Raw genomic sequence first — 22,791 nt, forward strand, 5'->3', positions numbered from 1 at the left:
CGGACCCCTGTCCGGACCCCTGCTCACACCCGTACCGACGCCCCTGTTCACCTCTCCATTGTCACCGCCGCTTGCACTTTGGCAACCGCGTTGCCAAAGTGGGTCGCATGACTCAAGGCAAGAACGACCTCCGCGTCGGCCTCATCGGGTACGGCCTCGCGGGCTCCGTCTTCCACGCCCCGCTGATCGCGGCCGCCGACGGCCTCGCGCTCGACACGGTCGTCACGTCGAACGCCGACCGCCAGGCCGCGGCGCGCGCGGCGGGCGCCGCGCGCACGGTGGCCTCCGCGGACGAGCTGTGGGACCGCGCCGACGACCTCGACCTCGTCGTGATCGCGTCGCCGAACAAGACGCACGTGCCGCTCGCGACCGCCGCGCTCAAGGCGGGCCTGCCGGTCGTCGTGGACAAGCCGCTCGCGGCCACCGCCGCCGAGGCCAGGGGCCTCGCGGCCCTCGCCGAGGAGCGCGGTCTGCTCCTGTCCGTCTTCCAGAACCGCCGCTGGGACAACGACTTCCGTACGCTGCGCGAGCTGATCACCGACGGCGCGCTGGGCGAGGTGTGGCGCTTCGAGTCCCGCTTCGAGCGGTGGCGCCCGCGGCCCAAGGGCGGCTGGCGCGAGTCCGGCGACCCCGAGGAGATCGGCGGCCTCCTGTACGACCTGGGCAGCCACGTCGTCGACCAGGCCCTGGTGCTGTTCGGCCCGGCCACGCGCGTGTACGCGGAGGCGGACGTCCGCCGCGCCGGCGCCGAGGCCGACGACGACACCTTCATCGCGGTCACCCACGCGAGCGGCGTCCGCTCCCACCTGTACGTCAGCGCCACGGCCGCCCAGCTCGGCCCGCGCTTCCGGGCGCTCGGCTCGACCGCGGGCTACGTGAAGTACGGCCTGGACCCGCAGGAGGCCGCGCTGCGCGAGGGCCGGCGGCCCGGCGGGGCGGAGTCCTGGGGCACGGAGCCCGAGAGCATGTGGGGCCGCCTCGGCTCCGGCGAGTCCCCGCTGACCGGCGGCGGGCGCCCCGTGCCCACGCTGCCGGGCGATTACCCCGCGTACTACGCGGCGGTGGCCGCGGCCCTGCGCGGCGAGGGCGACAACCCCGTCACCGCGCACGAGGCCGCCGCCGCGCTGGACGTCCTGGAGGCCGCGCGCCGCTCGGCCCGCGAGGGCGTGGCGGTGGACCTGTGACGCGCCCGGCGACGCCCGCCGCCCCTTCCGTCGAGGAACTGGAGGAGCAGGAGCGGCGCCTGACCCTGCCCCGGTTCACGTACGACGACGCGTGGGCGCTCGGCTGCCTCCTGGTGGAGCTGGCCCGCGAGCGCGGCGCGCCGGTCGCGGTCGACATCCGGCGCGGCGGCCAGCAGCTCTTCCACGCGGCGCTGCCCGGATCGGCTCCGGACAACGACGCCTGGATCGACCGCAAGCGCCGCGTCGTCGAGCGCTACGGCTCGTCGTCGTACCTGGTGGGCAGCAGGTTCCGCGCCAAGGGCACGACGTTCGAGGACTCCTCGCGCCTCGACCCCGACCGGTACGCCGCGCACGGCGGCTCGTTCCCGATCAGGGTCGAGGGCGCGGGCGTCGTCGGCGCGGTGACCGTCTCGGGCCTGCCCCAGGTCGCGGATCACGCGCTGGTGGTAGAGGCCCTGGAGCGGTTCACCGCGTCCTGACGCCTACGGACGGTGCGCCGCCCGCCTCACTCGTACCCGCCGGACCTGCGGCGGCGTACGGTCACCAGGACCGTGACACCCGCCGCGACCAGCGCCGCCCCGATCCCGCCGACGAGCGCGAGCTCCCCGGACGAGGTACCGGTACGCGCCATCTCGTCGGGGTCCTTCGTCGGCCGCGGGTGCGGGTGCGGATGCGTGGGCGTGTGCGACGGAGTGGGCTTCGGTCCGTCGCTGTCCGACGGCGACGGCCAGGGGTCGTCACTGTCGTCGGGTGAGGGCCAGGGGTCATCGCTGTCGTCGGGCGAGGGCCACGGGTCGTCGCTGTCGTCCGGGAACGGCCACGGATCGTCACTGTCGTCCGGGGAGGGTGACGGGTCGTCACTGTCGTCCGGAGACGGGGCAGGCGTTGGGTCATCGCTGTCATCCGGGGACGGAGACGGCGTCGGGTCGTCGCTGTCATCCGGAGACGGGGCGGGCGTCGGATCGTCACTGTCATCCGGAGACGGAGACGGAGACGGCGTCGGGTCATCGCTGTCGTCCGGAGACGGCGACGGCGTCGGATCGTCGCTCTCGTCCGGAGACGGGGCAGGCGTCGGATCGTCACTGTCATCCGGAGACGGCGATGGCGAAGGCGTCGGGTCATCGCTCTCATCCGGAGACGGTGAAGGCGAAGGCGAAGGCGTCGCGCACGACGGCAGGTCCCCGGTGAAAGGGTAGTTGTGGAACTCCTGACCGCCCCCGGCCGCCGAGGTGTGGGTCAGCGAGCCCACGGTGAAGAAGCGCCCGTTCATGCCCGGCATCCGCACGGTGGCGGTGCTGCCCGCCGAGCCCACGAGGACGCTCCCCGCGAACTGCGCGGAGCCGTTGAACTGCACGTCGGAGGCGTCGGGGAAGTTCCACAGGAGCCGCTCGCGCAGCCCGCCGGGGAATCCGTCCACCCACGTGTTGATCTGGCGCGCGTCGCCGTAGAGGTTGACCAGGACGGTGGCCCCGGCCGGGATGTCGGTGAAGCTGATGCCCTGCGTACCACCGCCCGAACTGGCCAGGTCGCGGTCGACCTCGAAGACCTGGAGCGCGGAGGTGCCGTCGCCGTGGAAGACGGTCGCGGCGCTGCTGTAGGTGACCGTGCCGTTGGCCTCCCGGCGCCCCTCCCCGTCGTACGCGTAACAGCGGCTGGCCGCGGTCAGCCGCCCCGGCAGCGCCGCGTACGGGTCGGCGGCGCCCGGATCGCGGACGGCTCGCGGGATGACCGTGCCGCTGAGGTCGTCCCCGTACGTGACGACGCCGCTGACCGAGCCCTCCTCGGCGAGCAGCCGCTGGCCGGGGGCGACGGTCACGTCGTCGCCCGCGGTGAGGAAGTCGGAGCCGTTGGGCGGCGGCACGCGCGAGCCGACCCCGGCGACGCCCACGTTGTAGACCCGCGAGGCGCCGGGCCGCTTGTTCATGTCGAAGTCGCCGAGCACGACGACCTTGCCCTCGGCCTCGGCCGCCGCCTCGCGGACGCGCATGTCCTCGCCGACGAAGATGTTGATGTTCTCGTCGCGGCCGGTGACCGGGCCGTTGTTGACTGCCGGGTACCGGTCCGGGCAGGCGGAGCCCTTGCACGGGCCGAGGCCGCCGGGCAGCGGGTCGGCGACACCCTGCCCGGCCGGCCCGCCGACGACTGCCGCGACCGCGACGGCCACGACAGCCGCTAGATACGCTGAGCTTTTTCTTCGCATATACGGAAATATGCGTAATGCGGACACGGCTGCGGGGAGACACGCTCGGCACGGCCCCCATTGGGCCGATCGGCGGCGGGCCGGAACGGAACCCCCGCGACCCGCTCCCGCCGGGCGGCGTCACGTCCGGTTCCGGCCCCCGCCGGGCGGCGGCGTCAGACCGGTTCCGGCCCCCGCCGGAGGGGGCCTCAGGCCTGCTTCAGCTCCTGCCGCTGCCGCCCGAGCCCCTCGACCTCCAGCTCCACCACGTCCCCGGCCCGCAGGTAGGGCTTGGGCTCCGGTCGGCCGAGGGCGACCCCGGCGGGCGTACCGGTGTTGATCACGTCGCCCGGGTACAGCGTCATGAACCGGCTCACGTACCGCACCACTTCCGCCACCGGGAAGATCTGCCGGGCCGTCGTGCCGTCCTGTTTCAGCTCGCCGTTGACCCACAGCCGCAGGGACAGGGCCTGCGGGTCCGGCACCTCGTCCGCCGTCACCAGCCAGGGGCCGAGCGGGTTGAACGTCTCGCAGTTCTTGCCCTTGTCCCAGGTCCCGCCGCGCTCGATCTGGAACTCGCGCTCGGACACGTCGTGCGCCACCGCGTAGCCCGCGACGTGCCGGAGGGCCTGCTCGGCCGAGTCCAGGTAGCGCGCGGTCCGCCCGATGACGACCGCGAGCTCGACCTCCCAGTCGGTCTTGGCCGAGCCGCGCGGTACGAGCACCGTGTCGTTCGGCCCCACCACCGTGTCCGCCGCCTTCAGGAAGACGACGGGCTCGGCGGGCGGCTCGGCCCCGGTCTCGGCGGCGTGGTCGTGGTAGTTCAGGCCGATGCACACGACCTTGCCGATCCGCGCCACCGGCGGCCCGATGCGCAGCCCGTCCGCGGCGAGCACGGGCAGGTCCCCGGCGTCGGCGGCGGCGCGGACGCGGGCGAGCGCGGCGTCGTCGGCGAGCAGCGCGCCGTCGATGTCGGCCACGACACCGGACAGGTCGCGCAGGGCGCCCGCGGCGTCGAGCAGCGCGGGACGCTCGGCGCCCGCCGTACCGACTCGCAGCAGCTTCATGGTGTGTCTCCCTTGGTCGAGCCCGGCCCGGCCGATGGAGGTGCGGCACCACCGGAGGTTCGGCTGATCCTCCAAGCTCGCCGTCCGCCCCGCAAGACCCCGTTCATGTACTGGACCGGCACCTCCGGCACCCCGGCAGCCCTGGCAGCCCTGGCAGCCCTGGCACCCACGGCACCGGCGCCCCCGGCAGCCCGCACCGGCCTCGGGCCACGCGGCCCCACCGCCTTCAGGCCGCGCCGCCGACCGCGGTCCCCGCCGCCCCGTGCGGCATGTCCCGGTACAGCACCGCCCGCTCCACGGCGCTCCAGGTCGTGGAGGTGACGACGTACAGGGCGGCGGCGAGCGGCACGAACGCCACGGTGGCCAGCGTCACGAAGGACAGGAAGGGCATGAACTTGGTCATCGCGGCGACCGCCTCCGCCCCGGGCGCCTGCTCCCCGCCCGCCGGCAGGCCCGTGCCCGCGAGCTGCTGCTTCGTACGCCGGTAGTTGAAGGTGGCCACGGCGGCGACGAGCACGAAGAGCACCAGGTAGACGAGCCCGGCCGGGCCGAAAACGCCGCCGTCGCCGAGCGCGTCGGCCCAGCGCCCGCCGAGCGGGGCGGCGAACAGCTCGTGGCCGAGCAGCTCGTTGGTCTCGCCGCCGATGCGGGAGCTGGAGAACAGGTGGTAGAGCAGGAAGAAGACGGGCGCCTGCAGCAGGCTGGGCAGGCATCCGGCGAGCGGTGAGACCTTCTCCGCGCGGTGCAGGTCGAGGACCGCCTTCTGGAGCTTCTCCGGGTTCTTGGCGTGCTTCTTGCGCAGGTCGGCGATCTGCGGGGCGAGCCGGGCACGCGCCTTCTGACCGCGCGCGGCGGCCCGCGAGAGCGGGTGGACGAGCAGGCGTACGCAGGCCGTGACGGCGACGATGGCGGCGGCCATCGCGGAGCCGTGGAAGAGCGGGGCGAACAGGTCGGCGAGGTCCGCGACCAGGTCGGCGAAGAAAGACATGGGTGAGCCCTCCGGGGGGTCTCGTCGTGCCGGGGGAAGACGTGCTGATCGGCAGGACGACCCGCGCGGGGGTCCGGGGAAAGGGGCGGAGCCGGGGTCCCTACGCGGCCGTCAGGAGGGGACGGCCGGGTGCTCGCGGACGCGTGCGGCCCCGGGCGTCGGGGTCGCGCTGCGGCAGGAAGGCGGTGCGCCGCTCGCGGTCGCGGATGGCGGTGCGGACGCGGGTGCGGGGCACGGCGGGCGCGGAGCGCGCGGCGAGCAGGGAGCACAGCGCGAGGGCGGAGCCCGCGGCGGCGGTCGCGGCGAACGCGACGGCGGCGGTGAGGCTGCCGGTGTCGACGAGGACGGTCTCGACGAGGAGGACGAACAGCATCAGGGCGGGCCGCAGGGCCGTGCCCCAGCGCTTGACCAGCTCCGTGACCAAGGCCGCCCCCTCTCCGCTCTCTCGTCCGCTCTCCCGGCCCCGCCGGGTCCCGTCCGGTTTCCGCCGGGTCCCACCACTCGAGCACCGACCACTCGAGCATCGACTACTCAAGCACCGATCACTCGAACACCGATCACTCGAACACCGGTGTGCTCCCGCGGGCACTTCTGCTGTTTATACAGGATCGGGCACGAGCGGCTGAAGCAGGCGTCGGGGGGCCAGGAGCGCCCGGCTGACCGGATCGCTCGGTTCCGGATCGAGCCCGGGGCCGGGCAGCATCTCGACGTCCTCCACGGGCACGAGGAGCCCGCAGGCCGGGCACTCCCCCGCCACCCCCAGCTCCGTCCCGCACGTGACGTGCCGGAACAGGCGCAGCGGCGCGGTGTCGCCGAAGGTGTCGCGGCCCCAGGCGCCGAGGGCGCGCAGGGCGGGCCACAGGGCGCGGCCGCGCGCGGTGACCACGTACTCGTGGCGGCGGGGCGCGTCCGCGCAGGGCCGCTTCTCCAGGACGCCCGCGTCGGTCAGCGTCTGGAGCCGGGCGGCGAGGACCGCGCGCGGGATGCCGAGGTGGACGAGGAAGTCGTTGTAGCGCCGGACGCCGTAGAGCGCGTCCCGCACGACGAGCAGCGTCCAGCGCTCCCCGACCACTTCGAGCGCGCGGGCGATGGAGCACTCCTGCGTCGCGTAGTCCTTGCCGAGAGCCATGGCCCCACTGTAACCACTTTTACCCATGACTGGTTCATTCATTGAACTTATGCCTGCTACGGTCACCGCACATCGCAAGTTCGATCAACGAACCTGACAGGACTCGTCGGCGCGTGCGCCTCACCGCGCGCCTTCCGAAGGGGCACTCACCCATGCCACGCCCAGTCACCTCCACGACCGTCACCTCCACACCGGTCACCTCCACGGCGGCCACGCCCGCCGCGCCCGCCGCGCCCGCCACGCCCGCCGCGCCCGCCACGGCCCCGGCGCCCGCCGGGGCCGCCGCGGGTGCCCCGGCCCGCACCCTCGCCCTGACCAGCGCCGCGACCTTCATGGCCCTGATGACGTACACGGCCCCGATGGTCACGCTCTCCGACACCGCGGCCGCGCTCGGCACCTCGCTGTCCGCGCAGGCCTGGCTCCTCAACGGCACCCCGCTCGGGCTCGCCGCGCTGCTCCTCGTCGCCGGCAGCCTCGCCGACGACTACGGGCGCCGCCGCGTCTTCCTGTACGGGACGTACGCGCTCGGCGTCACCACGGCGCTCGGCGCGCTCGCCACCTCCACCTGGATGTTCACGCTGGCCCGCGTGGTCCAGGGCGCCGCGAGCGCCGCCGTCCTCGCGGCCAGCCTCGGCCTGCTCGCCCAGGCCTACCCGGCCGGGCCCGGGCGGATCCGGGCCACCGGCGTCTGGGGCGCGTGCGTCAGCGGGGGCATCGCGCTCTCGCCGGTCGTCTCCGGCGCCCTCGCCACGCTCGCCGACTGGCGCCTGCCGTACGCCGTCATGGGCCTGGCCACCCTCGGCGTCGGCGTGCTCGGCCCGCGCGCCCTGACCGAGTCCCGGGCGCCGCGCCCCGGACGGCCCGACCTCGCGGGCGCGGTGACCTTCGGCCTGGCCCTGGTCGCGCTGCTCGCGGCGCTCACCCTGGGCCGCGACGGCTGGCTGCGGGCCCCGGTGGGCGTGCTGCTCGGCCTGTCCGCCGCCCTCCTGGCCGTGTTCACGTACGTGGAACGCCGGGCGCGCACCCCGATGCTGGACCTCGGCCTGCTGCGCCGCCCGCTGTTCCTCGCCTCGACGGCGGGCGGCCTGTTCACCGGCCTGTCGGTGATCGCCCTGTTCAGCTACCTGCCGACGGTGCTCCAGCACACCATGGGCCTGACCGCGATGGACACGGCCTGGCTGTTCGTGCTCTGGTCGGGGACCGGTTTCCTCGTCGCGCTCCAGGCCCGGCGCCTCGCGGGCCGCGTCACCGCGCGGCACCAGCTCGCCGCCGGGTTCCTGCTGCACGCCGTCGCGGCCGTGACGATGCTGGGCGCGGCCGCGGACAGCTGGCCGCGGCTGCTGCCGGGGTTGCTGGTCTCCGGCGCGGGCAGCGGCCTGCTGAACGCCGCCCTGCCGCTGCTCGCCGTCGAGTCGGTGCCGCCGGGGCGCGCCGCGATGGGCTCCGGCGCGGGCAACACCGCCCGCTACATCGGCTCGGCCGCGGGCGTGGCCCTGATGATCGCGGTGTCCACCGCCTCGGGCTCCTCGCCCGCCGCCCTCGCGCACGGCGCGGACGTGGCCCTCGCCGTGTCGGCGGGCCTCGGCGTCCTCGCCGCGCTCACCGTCGTGCTGCCGCGGGACCGGCGCCGCTGACGACCGCGCCCTCTCCCTCCTCCTCCGCCCCGGCCGGATCACGGGCGAGCACCTCGCCGTCCGGCCGGGGGTCGCGGTCACCGGGGCCGACGCCCGACACGACCAGGGCGACCACCAGGTTGGCGCCGAGCGCCACGATCCCGGCGTTCACGCCCCACACCGGGTCGCGGTCGGTGAAGACCAGGCCGCACACGACCGCGACCCCCACGACGAGCCCGCTGACGGCCCCGGCGAGCGTCAGGCGCCGCCACACGAGCCCGAGCAGCAACATCGGGACGAGCTGGGCCATCCCCTCGTACGAGATGAGCGAGAGCCGCACCAGGGTGTTGGGCGTCGCGTACGTCAGGACGAGCGCGAGCGTCCCCGCCGCCACGACGACGCCCTGCGAGGCCGACTTCTGCCGCGCGGGCGAGCGCCACCGGGGCAGCAGCGACAGCACGCTGCTGCCCCACATCGTCCCGATGACCAGCATGAACACCGCCATCGGCACGATGGACGACAGCGCGGCGGCGACCCCGACGACCCCCACCGCCCAGGCGGGCAGCGAGTCCACCACCAGCTCGAACAGCGCCAGGTTCGACCCGGCCCCGGTCAGCCCCGGCACCACGAACAGCGCCGCGAGGCCGAGCAGCATCGGCACGAAGAGCAGGACGTTGTACGCGGGCAGCCAGATGGCGTTGCGGCGCAGGGCGTCCGCGCTGCGCGCGCCGAGGTACCCGGCGACGGTGGTCGGGAAGATCACCACGGTGAGGGCGTTGAGGAAGGAGGTCGTGGCGAACCACGCCTGACCGTACGGCGAACCGCCGTGCCCCGGCAGCGTGAGCCAGTCCCGCTTCTCGTTCACCACCCGGTCCAGGAAGTCCCCGTACCCGTCGAAGTAGTGCAGCGGCACGTACACGGCGAGGAACGCGAGCGTGCCGATGACCAGCACGTCCTTGAGCACCGAGACCCAGGCGCTGCCGCGCAGCCCGCTCACCACGACGAACCCGGTGGTGACGGCGAACCCGATGAAGTACGCCCAGTTCAGGCTGATGGCCCCGTAGGAGATGGTCGACACGACCACGCCCATCCCCGTGATCTGCAACTGGATGTACGGCAGCAGGAACACGGTCACCAGCACGGCGATCCCCGCCCCCAGCCAGGGCCGGCCGAAGCGGTGGGCCACCATGTCGCTGATGCTCACCAGGCCGTGCCGCCGCGCGTACTCCCAGAGCAGGGGCCCGACCACGTACCCCACGGCGTACCCGCAGGACATGTACGCGACGACGTACAGGACGGGCGCGCCGAAGTTGTACCCCCAGCCCGCGGCGCCCAGATAGCTGAAGCTGGTGTACCCCTCGCCCGCCATCAGCACCCAGATGAACACGGGCCCCAGCGACCGCCCGCCCACCGACCACTCGGCGAGCCCGCCCTGCCCACCGCGGCCCTTGACGGCGAGCAGCCCGAGCACGACGGTGCCGACCATGAACACCCCGAAGACGGAGGTGGCAACGACAGTGTTCACGCCTCCCCCTCCCGGCTCTTCCGGCTCCTTTGGTCCCCGCGATACGTGAGCCAGACGGCGACGGGGGTGAGGAGGGTGGCGGCAAGCAGCCACACGAACAGGAAGGGCAGCCCGAACACGACGGGCTCGACCCGGTTGGCGAACGGCAGCGCCCCCAGATACAGCACGAAGGGGACGAGCAGCCAGAGCAGATGCGGCCGACGGCGAATGATCACGGGGAGGCAGCCTACGGGGGTGCGCCTGGGCGGGGGCGGGGTGGGAAGGGGACGCGAACGGGAACGGGACGCGGAGGGGAAGGGACGGGGACGGGGACGGGGACGCGAGTGGAACAAGGGTGGAAAGGACCTGGGAGACGGCGCGACACCGGACCACACCGGGGTCGCGGCCCATACACCCCACCCCGCGAACGGCAGTACGGTGTCACCCATGCGCCCCGACACGCCTGCCGACCACGTCGACCACATCGCCGAAGCGGAGCGCCTGGAGCGCACCGCGGGCCTCTACCCCGAGGACGCGGAGCACCTGCTGCTGCAGGCCGCGGCCCACCTGGAGCTGGCCGACGCCCGCGACCGCGCGACGACGCTCTACGACAAGCTGCTCTCCCCGTCGGCCCCGCACCCGCCGGAGAACCCCACGCTGATCCGCGCGCTCAAGGCGGCGAACCTGTGGGAGTACGGACACGAGGCGGAAGCGCGGGCGATCATAGAGGGCGTACGGGGCTCGCGGCCGTCACAGGCCGCGCCCTGGGTGATCGTCGCGGAGGCCCTGGAGGCCCACGACGAGCTGGACCAGGCCCACGCGACCTTCTCGGAGGCGCTGGACCGCCTGCTCCCCGACCCGGACCTGGACCCGCCCTACGCGACGCACCCGCTGCTCTACGGCCGCCACCGCGTACGCCGCCTGCTCGGCGCGCCGCACGACAACTGGGACGAGCGGGCGGACCGCGTCCACCGGGCCCGCGCGGCGGCGTCGGGCCGCACGCCGGTGCCGCTGGACGAACTCCACGACCCCAAGCGCGTCTGGTCCCTGGGCTCCGAGAACCCGGAGGAGATCCGCGCCGAGATCACCCGCCTCCAGGCCGAACTGGGCACCTTCCGCGAGGCGTTGTCCCGCCCCTTCCCGGTGGCGGTCCTCCACTGGCCGGCACCGGAGCTCACGGAACTCCTCACGGCGTACCCGGACCTGGAGACGGAGTACCCCTCCCACGAGGCCCACCTGGCCACCATAGAGTCCTCCCTCCGAGAACTCTCCGCCTCAGGCACCCCCAACCTCGGCATCGTCACCGGCACAGTCCCCTCCTACGAGGCCTTCGCCGCATCCGAGGGCACCTCCCCCTCGGACGCAACACTCCTCCCCCAGTACGCAACGACCTTGGCGGCCCGGGGTCGGGCCGTGGGATGGCCACCGCGGGGGGATGAGGCTTGCTGGTGCGGGTCGGGGCGGATTTACGGGGCTTGCCACGGGGGCAGATAGCGATTTACAGACGCCATCAGCGCGAAACTTCTTTCAACAGCAGCAGATCAGAAAGCGAATAGTCAGCATGCCACGGCTCATACTTCTGCCTCCCGGTGAGACATGCGCTAATAGCGATGCCGGGGAGCACCAACTGCTCGCGCCTGCTGACGACAATGAACTGCAGTCTGTCGCAACCTGGTTGAGCGGGCGCCCGGTCGCCGAGGCCTATACGGACGCCATCCGGAACTCGATTGACTACGTGCTAGATGGCGGCAGGACGGGGCGCTTCGACCTGATGTCGCCAGAGGTACACCCGGGCGAGCGTGCTTCAGTGGGGGCCAAGCTTGAGTACGAGATCCTACGCATCTTCGAGCTGCCGAAATCGAAGCCGCTAGACACTCTCATCGCTGGCGTTCCGGTCGACATCAAAGCAACTGTCGGTGATAACTGGGCTATCCCTACGGAAGCTCACTGCCAGATATGCATCTGCACCCAGATACAGCTTAAGAAGAACCGGCACAGGTCGTGGCTCGTCCGCGCCCACAGGTCCTGGCTATACCGAGGCAAGGGGAACAAGGACCAGAAGCGTGGACTGGCTGTCCACGCACGCGATCACTGGAGCATCCCGCTCTATGACTGGACGGAACTGCCCGTCAATCCGCTCCGCTTCTTGACGGATGAGCAAGTATCACAGGTGCTGGCAAAGAAGCCGGGCCAGGTGCGGCGTATGCTCAAGATGTTCCATTTCCTAGAAGGACACATCATCCCGCGGAACGTCTTCCTCACTGTGGGAGCCGGAAAGCAGGACCCGATGCGGCGCGCCCGGCAGCTACGAGACCTTGCCGCGCAGGAGGGGCTCACCGTCCTGTGCGGCACTTGGGTTGAGTCGCGAGATCAGGCAGCCGCTCGCGGTATCACTTTGCGGCCCGGCGAGTGGATCGCTCTGCGTGAAGCCTCCGATGACGGCACTGAAGCAACGACCCTCGACTTGACCAGCTAAGAGACACTAGGAGCGATGTCAGTGTCCGTCTCTGATGACTGGACCCCGCCCGAGGGTTCGTGGGCGTCTTCTGCCGCCCGGCGGAGGAACATGCAAGCCATCCGCAGCAGAGACACCAAGCCGGAGCGGCTGATCCGCCGACTCCTGCACGCGCGGGGGCTTCGGTACCGCGTCGCGGCCAAGCCACTGCCCGATTTGCGCCGGACCGCGGACATCGTCTTCCGGCCGGTGAAGGTTGCCGTCTTTGTCGACGGCTGCTACTGGCATGGCTGTCCCGAGCACTATGTGCCGCCAAGGACTAACAAAGGCTACTGGTCAGGCAAGGTGGCGGGAAACATGGCTCGCGACCGGGACACTGACCAGCGTCTCAGGGAAGCAGGGTGGGAGGTTCTCCGCTTCTGGGAGCACGAGTCACCCGACGAGTGCGCGAGCACTGTCTTCCGCATCGTCCTCGAGCGACGGGAAGCTCTCCTGGCGGAAAGACCCGGGCGCCTCAAGTGACGGGTCTTCCTCAGGTTCATATTCCGGATACGGATCCTCAAGTAGGGGACCAGTCCGCGACAGCGCCTCCCGCAGGCTGCACCCGACTGCGGCTGCAACCGGTGGCGGAAACGCATTCCCGACCTGGCGGTAGCGCGCGGTTTTGCCGCCAACGAACTTCCAGGGGCCTTCCGGGTCCCTCTCGTCAGGGAAGCCTTGGATAATCGAGGCTTGCTCGACAGTGAGCTTCGGCCCGCGCGTCAGGTTGCCCAGGTCTCGATCCTCGTCGACCATTTCTTCTTCGTCGTTTGCCACGCCCATGGCGTCGATCCCGAGCAGTTTCCAGGCCTTCTTGGCTCGAGTGGGCCCCAAGTCAGCACCGCCATGCTTCTTCGAACCGCCGACCAGAGTGGGGGCGACAGTACCAAGGCTGGCTTGATCCAGCCATTTCTGGTATCGCTCCGTCCCTTCTCCCAGTCGCCGCTTCATGCTGTCCTCGAGCGCCTCTGCTACTGTGCGAATCTTAGAGACAGGAGCAGGCCACGAAAACCCTCGGTAATGATCCTTATGAATGGCTACAAGAATCGCACGCGGCCGCAACTGAGGAACACCGAAGTCCCGCGCATTGAGCACTCGCCAACCGCAGATCACGTACCCTGAGCGGCGCAGGGCATTTTTGATCTGGTTCCGGTAGTAATAGAACTTCTGCGTCGGCTCCACGAGGCCACGCACATTTTCGATCATGACCGCACGCGGCTTGAGCTCTTCGACTAGTTCCAGCATGCGCGGGAAGAGATCGCGTTCATCATCCCGACCAAGCTGTTTTCCTGCTGCGGAGAACGGAGGACAAGGCACACCACCCGCAAGCAGGTCAAGCTGACCCGGTCGGAGCATCGGCTCCTGGTCCGGGCGCGCCGCTTTCCCCTCCAGATCAGGATTGGGCACTTCCTTAAGCGGATGGAAACTCTTGACATCCACTTCGCTGACGAGGCAGTGCTTCTTCTCCCAGCGCCACGAAGCACGGGAGTCGATGTTCTCTCTCAGCGTCGCCGCGGCATGCTTGTCGATCTCGACCAGGGCCAGGTGCCTGAAGCCGGCCTGGTGGAGCCCGACGGCCTGGCCGCCGGCGCCCGCGCAGATCTCGATCGAGGTCAGCTTGCGGGGGGCGGTACCCATCGACTCCTCCTGGTGCAGCGGTTTGCAGACACGCAAGTGTCGCATCTCTCGGCACCCAAGGGACACGCAGATGGCTGGTCGCCCCGCCGACCACATCAGCTCCCCATGAGCTCTTCCAAGTCTCGCCGCAGCTCGTCCCTGATCGCGGCAGGAAGCTGCCGGTACAGCGCCCATACCTGTTCCGTCGTACCCAGAGGCCGCCGATCAGCCCGCATCCAGTCAAGCAAGTCCTGCTTGTTTCGCTTGGGCAGCTCAGCTACCCGGTCCCACACCTGCCCCTTGGACATCTGCACCCCCGTGAGGTGCCTCACAGTCTCGTTGCAGCGGGCGCATTCCGTGATCAGGTCACCTGCCTCGGCAGAACTGCCCGACCTGTGTGGATTCACATGACCAAGAGTCAGCCGGACCCGCACCCCCGGGTCATCCACGTACTCTTCGCCAGCCGCGTGCCCGCACCGTCGGCACATATGACCATCGCGCTCATAGACGAACCGCCGGGTCTTGGCGCTGATCTGCCGCAACCCGGCCGCCCGGTGTTCCGGCTCCCACACCGGAAGCCCAATGGCCTCCAGATACAACTGGTCCGGCTGCAGACTCGGCTTGTCCCTGTACGTCTTGATCACCCAGCCAGCGGGACGGAGGTCCCGCATACGGCGATCGACCTGCTCCGCGCCCCGAATCGCCTCCCGGAGCCGGGCCTTGGAAAAGGTGCCCCCTTCGCCGACCTCATCCCGCAGCCACAGCGCCACACGAATCCGGGTGCCCAGACTCTCGTTCTGCCACCTTAGTCCCGATCTGTCCATATTCCACCAATCGGTCAAACGTTCCGCTCTGCACCCCATTGGCGGGAGACCGTAGCTTGCCGCCACTTGCCGCGGCAAGTGGCGGCAAGCTGTCCGCGCATACGCAGTCTGTCAAGAAGGGTGCCATCGTGCTTCATCCATCTACAGCCGTGGACTACCGCACGTGCTTGGAACTCTGCGCTGGGGCAGGCGGCCAGGCACTCGGCTTAGAACGGGCCGGCTTCACGCATCAGATGCTGGTCGAACTCGACTCCGACGCGTGCCGGACCCTGCGGACGAATCGCCCGGGCTGGAACGTCGTACAGGAGGACATCAGGTCCTCAGAGCGCGTTTTGGCGCTGGCCTCAGCGCGGCCTTGGCTGCTTGCCGCCGGCGTGCCTTGTCCGCCGTTCTCTATCGCTGGTCACCGGCTCGGTGCGGAGGACGAGCGTGATCTCTTTCCGGTGGCTCTCTCGTACGTCCGTACCCTCAAGCCCAGAGCGGTCCTTCTCGAGAACGTGAAGGGCCTGCTCCAGGCGAAGTTCTCCGCGTATCGAGCGGAGATGCTGCAACGCCTGTCACTACTGGGCTATGAAGCCGCATGGCGCCTGCTGTACGCACGCGACTTCGGTGTCCCCCAGCTCAGACCACGTGCTGTCCTCGTGGCCATGGCGCCAGAGGACTTCGCCAACTTCCAGTGGCCTTCCCAAGGCCGCGCAGCGGAAGACTGTGCTCTCGTGGGGGACGTACTCCGCGACTCGATGGCTTCTCGCGGATGGGAGCTCGCCGACGCCTGGGCCGCCCAAGCGCGCCTAATCGGGCCCACACTGTGCGGCGGCTCGAAGAAGCACGGGGGCCCTGATCTTGGCCCCTCACGCGCGCGCCAGGCCTGGGCGCAGCTCGGCGTGAACGGCTCCAGCGTCGCTGATCAGCCGCCAGCACCCGGAGACCCGCTGCCGGTGAAGCTCACTGTGGCGCAGCTGGCTCTGCTGCAAGGCTTTCCCACGAACTGGCGGTTCGCTGGGCGTAAGACCTCGGCTCACCGGCAGGTCGGCAACGCCTTCCCGCCACCAGTCGCTTACGCGGTCGGCGCCGCGATCGCTGAGGCTTTCGACCGAACGGACAGCAGGGTGGCAGCATGGGTGGCACCCGTCAGCTCTTGACCCACTGCCCGTTCGCACCCAATCCACGAGCGCGTTACCGGTGTGTGCTCATCGGCCAGCGCGTGTATCGAGGTGATGGAGGAGAGCACGAACGTCAGCCATGTCCATTCCGGCGGCAAGCGGCGGCTCTTCCTGTGGGTCGGCGAGCTGCTGTACGGCCGGGTCATCAAGAATTTTCCCCATGAACTCAAGCTTCTCCTTCAGCCGCATGGCCACGATGTCGTCAATGGTCTCTTCCGATGCAAGAACCGTGACGCGCGTCTCCATGCCAGGGGCGAGTCCCAGCCGGTGAATGCGGTCGAGGCTCTGCAGGTAGCGGCCCGCCATGAAGTCGCGATCCACATAGACAGCGTCGTGGCATACGTGGTGAAGGCTGATACCTTCGCCAAGCGTCGCAGGATTGGACAGCAGCACGTGGCACCGCGGGTCCTCCCTGAATCGCCTCAGCTGTTCCTCGCGATCGGGCGTGCCGCCATGTACGACAGCCGGCTGGTAGGCGGCGAACAGGCGCTCCATGGTGGTGAGACTGCGGACGAACGTCGTCCACACCAGGGTCTTCCGGCCCATCGCTGCGTTCTGTCCGACGATGGTCAGCGCTTCCTTGTATTTCGGTGAAAGCTCATAGTCCGGCAGCCTCTTCAACAGCTCGTACAACGAGTCCGTCCTGGGCACGTCCAACGGAGGAACTTGGTAGTCAAGAGGGGCGTATCGACTCTCACCCTCCACGAGCAAGGCCGGGCTCGTAGCCGCCATGAGGAGACGAAGCATGGCCTTGCCCAGAGCATCGAAATCGTCCCGCCCCGCTTCCGCACGTGCCGTGTAACGTCCGACAAGTGCGTCATAGATTTCCCGATGCAGACTCGGCATACGGACGTGGCGGATGCGGGGTTCGTACGGAGGAAGACCAAGCTCGCTTTTTGTGGTGCGCGTGAACAGCGGACGCAGGACTTGGCTCGCGTGACCGAGGTCGCCCCCAGCTACAGCTTGGGTAACGACTCGGCGGCCATGCCCTGGCCAGACGAACGACAAGAGATTTTCGAGGTCGCGGGCACCGTTGGGCGCTGGGGTGCCGGTAAGGATCAGGCGCCGCTTGGCGAGCGGACCGAGAGCCATACACGCACTGCCGTAGATTCCTCGCGCCCCCAGCTTCATCCGATGCGCCTCGTCGAGTATGACCATTGAGGGTGCCGACCTGAGCCACCCTGAAAGCGCGGCCAAGGAACGACCAAGTCTCTCGTAGTTCACGATCAGGACATCTGTCCCTGGTTCAGGACTGCTCCCCATGACCTTGGCGGTGAGCGGCTTGTTGAAACAAGCGGTGCTCTCATAAGTCCAGGACTCATACGCGGACTTGGGGCTCACGACGAGCAGTCGCCGCACCTCGCCCCGCTGACGCAACGCCGCGAACACCGCGAGGCCGACGCGTGTCTTCCCCGCCCCTGGCACTGAGAAGTTGGCGCCATGCCGCAGGGACAAGAGCCTGGCGATGTCCCGCCGCTGGAAGGGAGTGAGATCAGCGCTCCACTCCGGTCCTAGCCACTCTTGAACGGTATCCGGGATGACGGAAGCCGCCGTAGTGGCGTCCTGCAGCATCCGCTCGGCCTGGTCCGCGTCATCCAGGACTGTGCCGACAAGGTCTGCTAGCTCGGCCTCCCAGGACACCGTCTCCGGAGCGGGCCAGTCAGCCAGGGCCTCAAGCCCCGTGAGGAAGTCGTCGAGATCCACTTCGACGGATAGAAAAGTACGCTGGCTACCCGCGGGAAAGCGGGCAGCCAGCTTGGAGAAGTCACTTTCGAACCCCTGTGCCGCTCGCAGGATGGCTCGCGTGCGCGTCACGTCAAAGGCAATGCGCAGCGACGGCTCCGCAGACGCGGTCACACCGCCTCCTTGCGGACCGCTTCCCGAAGCCAGGCAACTCCATCTCCGGGTGCCTTGATGCTGCGCTGACTCGCCACGGCGAGCTTTGTCAGGGACTCACGCAGGGCCAGGACCGCCTCGTCGAAGGCCTCCTCATCAAGGCTTCCAGAAGCCTTGGCCAGGGTGAGGTCGGTGATGCACTGTTCAATGTCCTGGCAGGCATCTGTGAGACGATCGGGAGCGGCACGCTTCCGCTTGCGCACTCTGGCGTCTTTACCAGCGGGCTCGAGAGCGTCCTCGAAAGCCTGTCGTGCTGCCGAGTAGATGGTTGTCGCGCTTGCAGCCCGCTCGCCCATGCTTTCATCTTCGGCGGTTACGACCGCCTTCGCTTTCAGAATCATATCGGTCAATGACTTCGCCTGAGCAGCCTTAGGCGCCGACGGCTTGAAGCTTCTGTTCAGCCCAGGAATAGAAACAGCGATTGGCTCGGCCTCTTGTGGCTGCAAGTCTTCTGGAAGACGGACATCCAGGTACCGTTCCCTGAAGTCTGGCTCAATCAAGCGCACATCGGTCTTAGAGAAATCCAGAGCAATAGCCGCGAGACGCAATTCCTTGAGGGTCTCAGCGTCATCCTTGTTCACTTCTGATTCCCGAACGTACCGCCGGTACAGTTCGCGAAGCTTCTCCTGCTGCTTCTCGAAGTCCAGAAGCCTGAGTCGCTGCTTCCCGTCCTGAGAACGCTCAATCAGCTCCTTCAGGCAAGAGAGAATCCACAGGTCCTGTCGGCACGTTTCCGTACGGATTCGGAATTCTCGGGCGATGTCTGCTTCCGGACGCCCCAGGAGGTGTTGTTCCTCGATAGCCAGCAACCTGTTGATATAAGAATAATTCCTACGCTGGTCTGGACGTAGCTGAAGTGCCAGCTCGACCGCGTTGATGTCATTCCAAGTGCATGAAGCCGGCAGAACCCCCACTCGCATGTTGGTAACCCCGAGCTCTTTCAAGGCTACACAGCGGGTGTTCCCGTTGACAATGATGCCGTCGCGAGTGATGAGGCCCGGCTCCTTTTGCCGGTCCGTCCTCAAGCTCTCCTTCAATTCGTCGAAGTCGGGGTCCCGCTTCCTGGGGTCGGCTGGCAGTCCCCGCAGGAGCTGTCGCAGGTACTCCTGGCTGTCTTTGGCCCAGGGTGCCTGCTGCAGCGAACGGTCCTGGTCCGGGTCAAGGCTGCGCTGGGCCCGGATACGGTGCGTCCCGGGGTTGAAGTACAGAGACTCCACGGGCATGTCAATGACCTCGACGTGCAGCGGCTGAGTGCGCCACTCGACCGTCAGCGTTTCCCGGACGCCGTCTCCCCTCTCGACCTCTGCCAGTCGCTGCTCGACCACGGTTCGATTCTTGTCTGCCAGCGGCGGCCGGCCGTACTCCTCGCCCACCAGGGTCTCCTCAGGTGCGTCATGCTCGTTATGGGTGCGTCATAGCGACGCCCTCGGGGACGGGCGCCGCACTCGAAAAGTGTTGGCCAGTTCTACTCCGCAACCAGCTTGAGGGCCTCGCGGACCTTCGCCCTGGACTCTTCCGGCAATGCCCGGTAGTCGGCCCAGAAGGTTTCCGCCGCGCTGAAATCGCGGTGGCCTTGTTCCATCCACCCCAGGAGCATCGTGCGATCCAGGCCACTCAGTCCCGCCGCGCGGGACAGCAGTGAGCCCAGGTCCGCGACCGTGCCTCGCCCGCCCACACGACAGCGGTTGCATTCGGACACGAGCTCCGTTGACGTGCTTCCGTCCTGCTGGCGCACAGCGCGGCGGGCGATATCAATCTGGGCGGCTTCGTATGTGCCGTCGTAGATCTCACCCGGTGCGATCCCGCACGACCTGCAGAAGTGCCCGTCACGCGCGAGGACTTCACGCCGTCGGGTCTGGGTGATCGAAGTGCCGGGACGGGTGCCCTTGCCCGGCTCCCAGACAGGCTCTCCCTGTTTCACGAAGCGTTGCTCGTTCGCCCCGAGGGACGCGTCTTCCCGATTGGTGTCGATCTGCCAGCCGTGGTCGCGCAGGTCTCTGACCCGGCGGTCCGCCTGGCTGACCCCCGGGAACGCCTGCTTGACGTCCTCCTTGGTGAAGACGTTCCCCTCCCCTACGACCTCGACCAGCCACAGGCCGGCACGCTTCATAGTGCCGAGCTTCGGATCCGTCCACGACGGCATGTTCATCCCACCCTCGTTCCGCGCTTGTCCGCTAGGCCCCCCGGAGCCAGCGTGAAGGGCGGCTCCGGACGGGCAACTTCAACCCTGGCCGAGGAGTTCCCCAGAAACCAGCGCTGGCCGCCCATTGCGGCAGCGCAAATATTTGCTCCACCGCAAGCAGCCGAGGCGTCAGGCAGCTGCTCGCTAGACGGAGCAGAATGAAGGGTCCACGCATCCCTCAACACCGGGCGGTGAAGGCGCAGATGAAGAGCGCGACCACAGGGGACGAGGCGGACAAGGACGGTCAGTCGTCGCACAGACGCGAGTTCTTCGCTGCCCTCGCCGGGACCTTGGAGGCCGTCGACATACCCCAGTACCGGATCGCCGACAGAGCCGGCCTACCGGAGTCCAGCGTCTCTTGTTACCGGACCGGGCGGCGTATGCCCAACCAGCACCGAGTGGAGTTGCTGTACAAGGTCACAGAGGAGGCAGCGCTGCGCCAGGGCGTCACACTGCCGTACTCCCTTCAGCAACTGCTGCGTCTGCATGAGGCCGCCGCGATCGAGAGTGTCGCTCCGTCCGCCAGAGTCCTTGAGGCGGAAGCGGACCGGACATCCTGCGACTCCGCGGGGCAGCGGTGGTCGGCTCTCTCCGGTTTCCGTAAGCGCCGACACAGGCGGCGGGGATTGCTGGCACGCCACACGACTACGCGCTCAACGGCGCCAGGTGGTGCGCCGGTCCCCCCGCGGCAGGGGGACCGGCGCACCGCTTCCAACCCTCATGCGGCCGAAGTCGCCGACTTTTCGCGTTACGTCGCGGAGGGCAAGGTTCGGGAGGCCCATTTCATCGCCTGGGCGATGGGCAGCAGTGTCCCCGCCCTGGAGTTTCCCCAAGCGCTCGCTTCCTACCGCAAAGCAGGAGCCGTCCAAGGTGTTGAAGCCATGCTCAACGCGGCGACCAGCGCGAGCATGCAGAGGTCCGTCAATGTCGCCGCCGCACTCCTCGACAAGGGGCAAGTGCAGGACGCGCGAGCAGTACTGAGTGCTGTCCGCACAGAGGAATAGCCGAGGACCGTGCCGGCGCGGTTCTGAGATCTATGCGGCACCGGCCTCCGCCTCGTAGTGCATCAGTGCCCGGTCGAGTGCCTCGTCCGGGTCTCCCCCCTGCGCTACGAGCCAATGAAGCAGGTCCGTAATGGCGTCCGTTGCCGACTCTTCCAGCACCGCGGCTGTCGGCACCATGACGGATGCCGAGCCCGCCACGCGCCGGTACTCGTTGATGATCATCACAGCACGCTGTACCCGCAACCGATGCTGAGCTGATCCCAGCGCCAGCTCACACCACACCATCTTTCCAGCCGGCGTGAGTTCCGCACCCCACTCCTCACTCATGGCGGCAAGCATCTGCAGCCCCCGCCCGCGCTCTGCCACCGTGCAAGCAGTCCGCAGGACGGGCCGCCCCGGGCTCTTATCGTGCACTTCCACTCGCAGGCGATGACCTGTCGACTCTAGGACCAGTGTCGCGGGAGAACCCTCACCGACATGTTCGATGACATTGGTCGCCAGTTCTGTGACCGCTAGCTCAGCCTCCTCGGCCACGGCCCCCATTCCCCACTGCTCCAGCGCGCGGCGGGCAGCCTCACGCAGCAAGCTCAACTCCGCCGGCGCTGCCTCGAACGGCAGAACACACCGCAGGCCCCCAGCTCGCTCCTCAAAGAAGGGCATGACGAAGAATTCCTCCCTGGCCAGGCAGCGCTGCGCTCCGCCACCCGCGTGGCGACGTTGCGTAGCTCTCCGCTCACGAGAATGGCACAGAGAAGTCTCGCTGTGTAACTTCTCACGAGACTCCTTAGAGTGAATCGGAGCGGCCCAAGTCCAGCCCGGACATAGCCTGTTCGCGGCCCGCGGGCAGGGCGCTCGCGCCGCCGTGGAGGTTGATCGCCGTGCCAGCAAGGGCTACGACCCGTCGACGACAGCTGGGCTCGACCCTGCGCAAGCTGCGCGCCCGCAAGGGGCTGACACTTGAAGAAGCCGGCCTCCTCGTCGGGGTGTCGAAGGCGACCGTCAGCCGGTACGAGACGCGCGAGGGGCCCGTGAAGTGGCTCGTCGTGGAAGGGCTTTGCCGGGCGTACGACGCGAGCGACGCCGAGCGGAATGCGTTGGTCAACCTCGCCAAGGACGCCAGACAGCAAGGGTGGTGGAGTTCCGTCTCGGATGCGATCCCGGAGAGCATGAACCTGCTGCTCACGCTGGAGGACGAGGCGACGCGTGAGGACCACTTCGCGTGTGTCTACGTGCCCGGGCTGCTGCAGACCCGGGGCTACAGCACGGCTGTGCAGCAGGCCAACGAGGTGCCGCTGTCGTCGGGGGAGATTGAACGCCTCGTGGACATCCGCATGAAGCGGCAGGAGATCCTCAGCCGCGCGGAGCCGCCGCACCTGTGGGCCGTGCTCGACGAGTCCGTGATTCGCCGGGTCGTCGGCTCGCGCGGGATCATGAAGGAGCAGCTCGGTCGGCTCCTTGAGGCCAATGAGTCACCTCATGTCACGCTGCAGATACTGCCCTTCTCCAAGGGCGCCCACTGCGCCGCTCTCGGAAGCTTCGTCATCATCGGCGGCGCCGAGCCGCACCTCGACGTCGTGTACGTCGACTACCACACCGGCGCGCTGTTCCTGGAGAGGGAAGAGGAACTGCGGCGCTACAGGCTTGCGTTCGACTACCTGCGCGCACAAGCGTTGGACATGGAGGCCACCTCCGCAGTGATCCGACGAGTCCGCGAGGAGCTGTGATGTCCGCCCACCCCCGCCCGGTTTCCGAAGGCGCCTGGTTCAGGTCGTCGTACAGCGGTGGCAACACGACCGAGTGCGTGGAGGTGGCGGTCGCCGGTGACAGCACCGTGCTCATACGCGATTCGCAGCGCCCTGATGGGCTGCGGATAACCGTCCGTACCGGGACCTGGACGGGCTTCCTCGCCTTCCTGGGCGCACGATGACCTGCGGGGCGCGTCCGGTT

23 protein-coding genes are annotated in these 22,791 nt (G+C 68.9%); 10 read left to right on the forward strand and 13 right to left on the reverse strand.

All coding sequences use genetic code 11. The features are described from left to right. The first annotated feature begins 107 nt into the window (after positions 1 to 107). Both QK440_RS05385 and QK440_RS05390 read left to right on the forward strand, forming a co-directional pair. Complete coding sequence (locus QK440_RS05385) at positions 108 to 1,184, forward strand: Gfo/Idh/MocA family oxidoreductase (RefSeq protein WP_282791793.1); 1,077 nt, start codon at positions 108 to 110, stop codon at positions 1,182 to 1,184. After that, on the forward strand, positions 1,181 to 1,663 hold the full coding sequence (locus QK440_RS05390) for a heme-degrading domain-containing protein (RefSeq protein ID WP_282791794.1): 483 nt from the start codon (positions 1,181 to 1,183) through the stop codon (positions 1,661 to 1,663). Before QK440_RS05385 ends, QK440_RS05390 begins: the two co-directional genes overlap by 4 nt. Before the next feature lie 26 nt (positions 1,664 to 1,689). Here QK440_RS05390 and QK440_RS05395 read toward each other — a convergent pair whose 3' ends face one another. From QK440_RS05395 to QK440_RS05415, 5 genes are all read right to left on the reverse strand, one after another. Continuing rightward, positions 1,690 to 3,348: a choice-of-anchor A family protein gene (locus tag QK440_RS05395; protein ID WP_349239265.1), complete on the reverse strand. Its 1,659-nt coding sequence runs from the start codon at positions 3,346 to 3,348 to the stop codon at positions 1,690 to 1,692. Between the two features lie 224 nt (positions 3,349 to 3,572). Further along, the gene (locus QK440_RS05400) at positions 3,573 to 4,430 is read right to left on the reverse strand and encodes a fumarylacetoacetate hydrolase family protein (protein ID WP_282791796.1); all 858 of its coding nucleotides are present in this window, start codon (positions 4,428 to 4,430) and stop codon (positions 3,573 to 3,575) included. A 226-nt stretch (positions 4,431 to 4,656) separates the two neighbouring features. Beyond that, a complete protein-coding gene (locus tag QK440_RS05405) occupies positions 4,657 to 5,418 on the reverse strand; it encodes a YidC/Oxa1 family membrane protein insertase (protein ID WP_282791797.1) in 762 nt (253 codons plus the stop codon). A 100-nt stretch (positions 5,419 to 5,518) separates the two neighbouring features. Continuing rightward, positions 5,519 to 5,791, reverse strand: a complete 273-nt coding sequence (locus QK440_RS05410; protein ID WP_282791824.1) for a DUF6412 domain-containing protein — start codon at positions 5,789 to 5,791, stop codon at positions 5,519 to 5,521. Positions 5,792 to 6,016: 225 nt separating this feature from the next. Continuing rightward, the gene (locus QK440_RS05415) at positions 6,017 to 6,547 is read right to left on the reverse strand and encodes a helix-turn-helix domain-containing protein (RefSeq protein ID WP_282791798.1); all 531 of its coding nucleotides are present in this window, start codon (positions 6,545 to 6,547) and stop codon (positions 6,017 to 6,019) included. Positions 6,548 to 6,699: 152 nt separating this feature from the next. On the opposite strand from QK440_RS05415, the gene QK440_RS05420 reads away from it, so the two are divergent. Continuing rightward, complete coding sequence (locus QK440_RS05420) at positions 6,700 to 8,181, forward strand: MFS transporter (protein ID WP_282791799.1); 1,482 nt, start codon at positions 6,700 to 6,702, stop codon at positions 8,179 to 8,181. On the opposite strand, the gene QK440_RS05425 is transcribed toward QK440_RS05420, so the two are convergent. Beyond that, the gene (locus QK440_RS05425) at positions 8,147 to 9,685 is read right to left on the reverse strand and encodes a sodium:solute symporter family protein (protein ID WP_282791800.1); all 1,539 of its coding nucleotides are present in this window, start codon (positions 9,683 to 9,685) and stop codon (positions 8,147 to 8,149) included. The two genes, QK440_RS05420 and QK440_RS05425, sit on opposite strands and share 35 nt — an antisense overlap. Then, positions 9,682 to 9,897 carry a DUF3311 domain-containing protein gene (locus QK440_RS05430; protein ID WP_282791825.1) on the reverse strand — a complete coding sequence of 72 codons (216 nt, stop codon included), beginning with the start codon at positions 9,895 to 9,897 and terminating at the stop codon, positions 9,682 to 9,684. Before QK440_RS05430 ends, QK440_RS05425 begins: the two co-directional genes overlap by 4 nt. A gap of 214 nt (positions 9,898 to 10,111) precedes the next feature. On the opposite strand from QK440_RS05430, the gene QK440_RS05435 reads away from it, so the two are divergent. The 3 genes from QK440_RS05435 (at position 10,112) to QK440_RS05445 (ending at position 12,641) form a co-directional block, all read left to right on the forward strand. Further along, positions 10,112 to 11,158, forward strand: a complete 1,047-nt coding sequence (locus tag QK440_RS05435; RefSeq protein ID WP_282791801.1) for an SEC-C domain-containing protein — start codon at positions 10,112 to 10,114, stop codon at positions 11,156 to 11,158. A 67-nt stretch (positions 11,159 to 11,225) separates the two neighbouring features. Next, positions 11,226 to 12,140 (forward strand): NaeI family type II restriction endonuclease, encoded by a 915-nt coding sequence (locus tag QK440_RS05440; protein WP_282791802.1) that lies wholly within the window; start codon positions 11,226 to 11,228, stop codon positions 12,138 to 12,140. A gap of 15 nt (positions 12,141 to 12,155) precedes the next feature. Continuing rightward, positions 12,156 to 12,641 carry a very short patch repair endonuclease gene (locus QK440_RS05445; RefSeq protein WP_282791803.1) on the forward strand — a complete coding sequence of 162 codons (486 nt, stop codon included), beginning with the start codon at positions 12,156 to 12,158 and terminating at the stop codon, positions 12,639 to 12,641. Here QK440_RS05445 and dcm (QK440_RS05450) read toward each other — a convergent pair. Both dcm (QK440_RS05450) and QK440_RS05455 read right to left on the reverse strand, forming a co-directional pair. After that, positions 12,552 to 13,796 carry a DNA (cytosine-5-)-methyltransferase gene (gene dcm / locus QK440_RS05450; RefSeq protein ID WP_282791804.1) on the reverse strand — a complete coding sequence of 415 codons (1,245 nt, stop codon included), beginning with the start codon at positions 13,794 to 13,796 and terminating at the stop codon, positions 12,552 to 12,554. The genes QK440_RS05445 and dcm (QK440_RS05450) overlap by 90 nt on opposite strands. Before the next feature lie 95 nt (positions 13,797 to 13,891). Further along, positions 13,892 to 14,545, reverse strand: coding sequence for an HNH endonuclease (locus tag QK440_RS05455; protein WP_282791805.1), 654 nt, complete (start codon positions 14,543 to 14,545; stop codon positions 13,892 to 13,894). A 203-nt stretch (positions 14,546 to 14,748) separates the two neighbouring features. On the opposite strand from QK440_RS05455, the gene dcm (QK440_RS05460) reads away from it, so the two are divergent. Beyond that, a complete protein-coding gene (gene dcm, locus QK440_RS05460) occupies positions 14,749 to 15,741 on the forward strand; it encodes a DNA (cytosine-5-)-methyltransferase (protein WP_282791806.1) in 993 nt (330 codons plus the stop codon). Between the two features lie 48 nt (positions 15,742 to 15,789). Here the strand turns inward: dcm (QK440_RS05460) and QK440_RS05465 are convergent, their stop codons facing one another. The 3 genes from QK440_RS05465 to QK440_RS05475 all read right to left on the reverse strand — a co-directional run bounded on the left by QK440_RS05465 (position 15,790) and on the right by QK440_RS05475 (position 19,807). Continuing rightward, positions 15,790 to 17,619, reverse strand: coding sequence for a DEAD/DEAH box helicase (locus tag QK440_RS05465; RefSeq protein ID WP_282791807.1), 1,830 nt, complete (start codon positions 17,617 to 17,619; stop codon positions 15,790 to 15,792). Continuing rightward, the gene (locus QK440_RS05470; RefSeq protein WP_282791808.1) at positions 17,616 to 19,031 is read right to left on the reverse strand and encodes a transcriptional regulator; all 1,416 of its coding nucleotides are present in this window, start codon (positions 19,029 to 19,031) and stop codon (positions 17,616 to 17,618) included. The genes QK440_RS05465 and QK440_RS05470 overlap by 4 nt, the downstream gene beginning before the upstream one ends. Positions 19,032 to 19,123: 92 nt before the next feature. After that, positions 19,124 to 19,807, reverse strand: coding sequence for a hypothetical protein (locus QK440_RS05475; protein ID WP_282791809.1), 684 nt, complete (start codon positions 19,805 to 19,807; stop codon positions 19,124 to 19,126). A 224-nt stretch (positions 19,808 to 20,031) separates the two neighbouring features. Between QK440_RS05475 and QK440_RS05480 the strand changes: the two genes are divergently transcribed. Continuing rightward, positions 20,032 to 20,844, forward strand: a complete 813-nt coding sequence (locus tag QK440_RS05480) for a hypothetical protein (protein WP_282791810.1) — start codon at positions 20,032 to 20,034, stop codon at positions 20,842 to 20,844. A 30-nt stretch (positions 20,845 to 20,874) separates the two neighbouring features. Here QK440_RS05480 and QK440_RS05485 read toward each other — a convergent pair whose 3' ends face one another. After that, positions 20,875 to 21,504 (reverse strand): ATP-binding protein, encoded by a 630-nt coding sequence (locus QK440_RS05485; protein WP_282791811.1) that lies wholly within the window; start codon positions 21,502 to 21,504, stop codon positions 20,875 to 20,877. 218 nt (positions 21,505 to 21,722) lie between these two features. Here QK440_RS05485 and QK440_RS05490 point away from each other — a divergent pair, with 218 nt between their 5' ends. Beyond that, on the forward strand, positions 21,723 to 22,568 hold the full coding sequence (locus QK440_RS05490) for a helix-turn-helix transcriptional regulator (protein WP_282791812.1): 846 nt from the start codon (positions 21,723 to 21,725) through the stop codon (positions 22,566 to 22,568). Next, positions 22,568 to 22,771, forward strand: coding sequence for a DUF397 domain-containing protein (locus QK440_RS05495; RefSeq protein WP_282791813.1), 204 nt, complete (start codon positions 22,568 to 22,570; stop codon positions 22,769 to 22,771). The genes QK440_RS05490 and QK440_RS05495 overlap by 1 nt, the downstream gene beginning before the upstream one ends. Positions 22,772 to 22,791 lie beyond the last annotated feature (20 nt).

This window comes from Streptomyces sp. CC224B (assembly GCF_030010595.1).
Taxonomy (GTDB): domain Bacteria; phylum Actinomycetota; class Actinomycetes; order Streptomycetales; family Streptomycetaceae; genus Streptomyces; species Streptomyces longispororuber.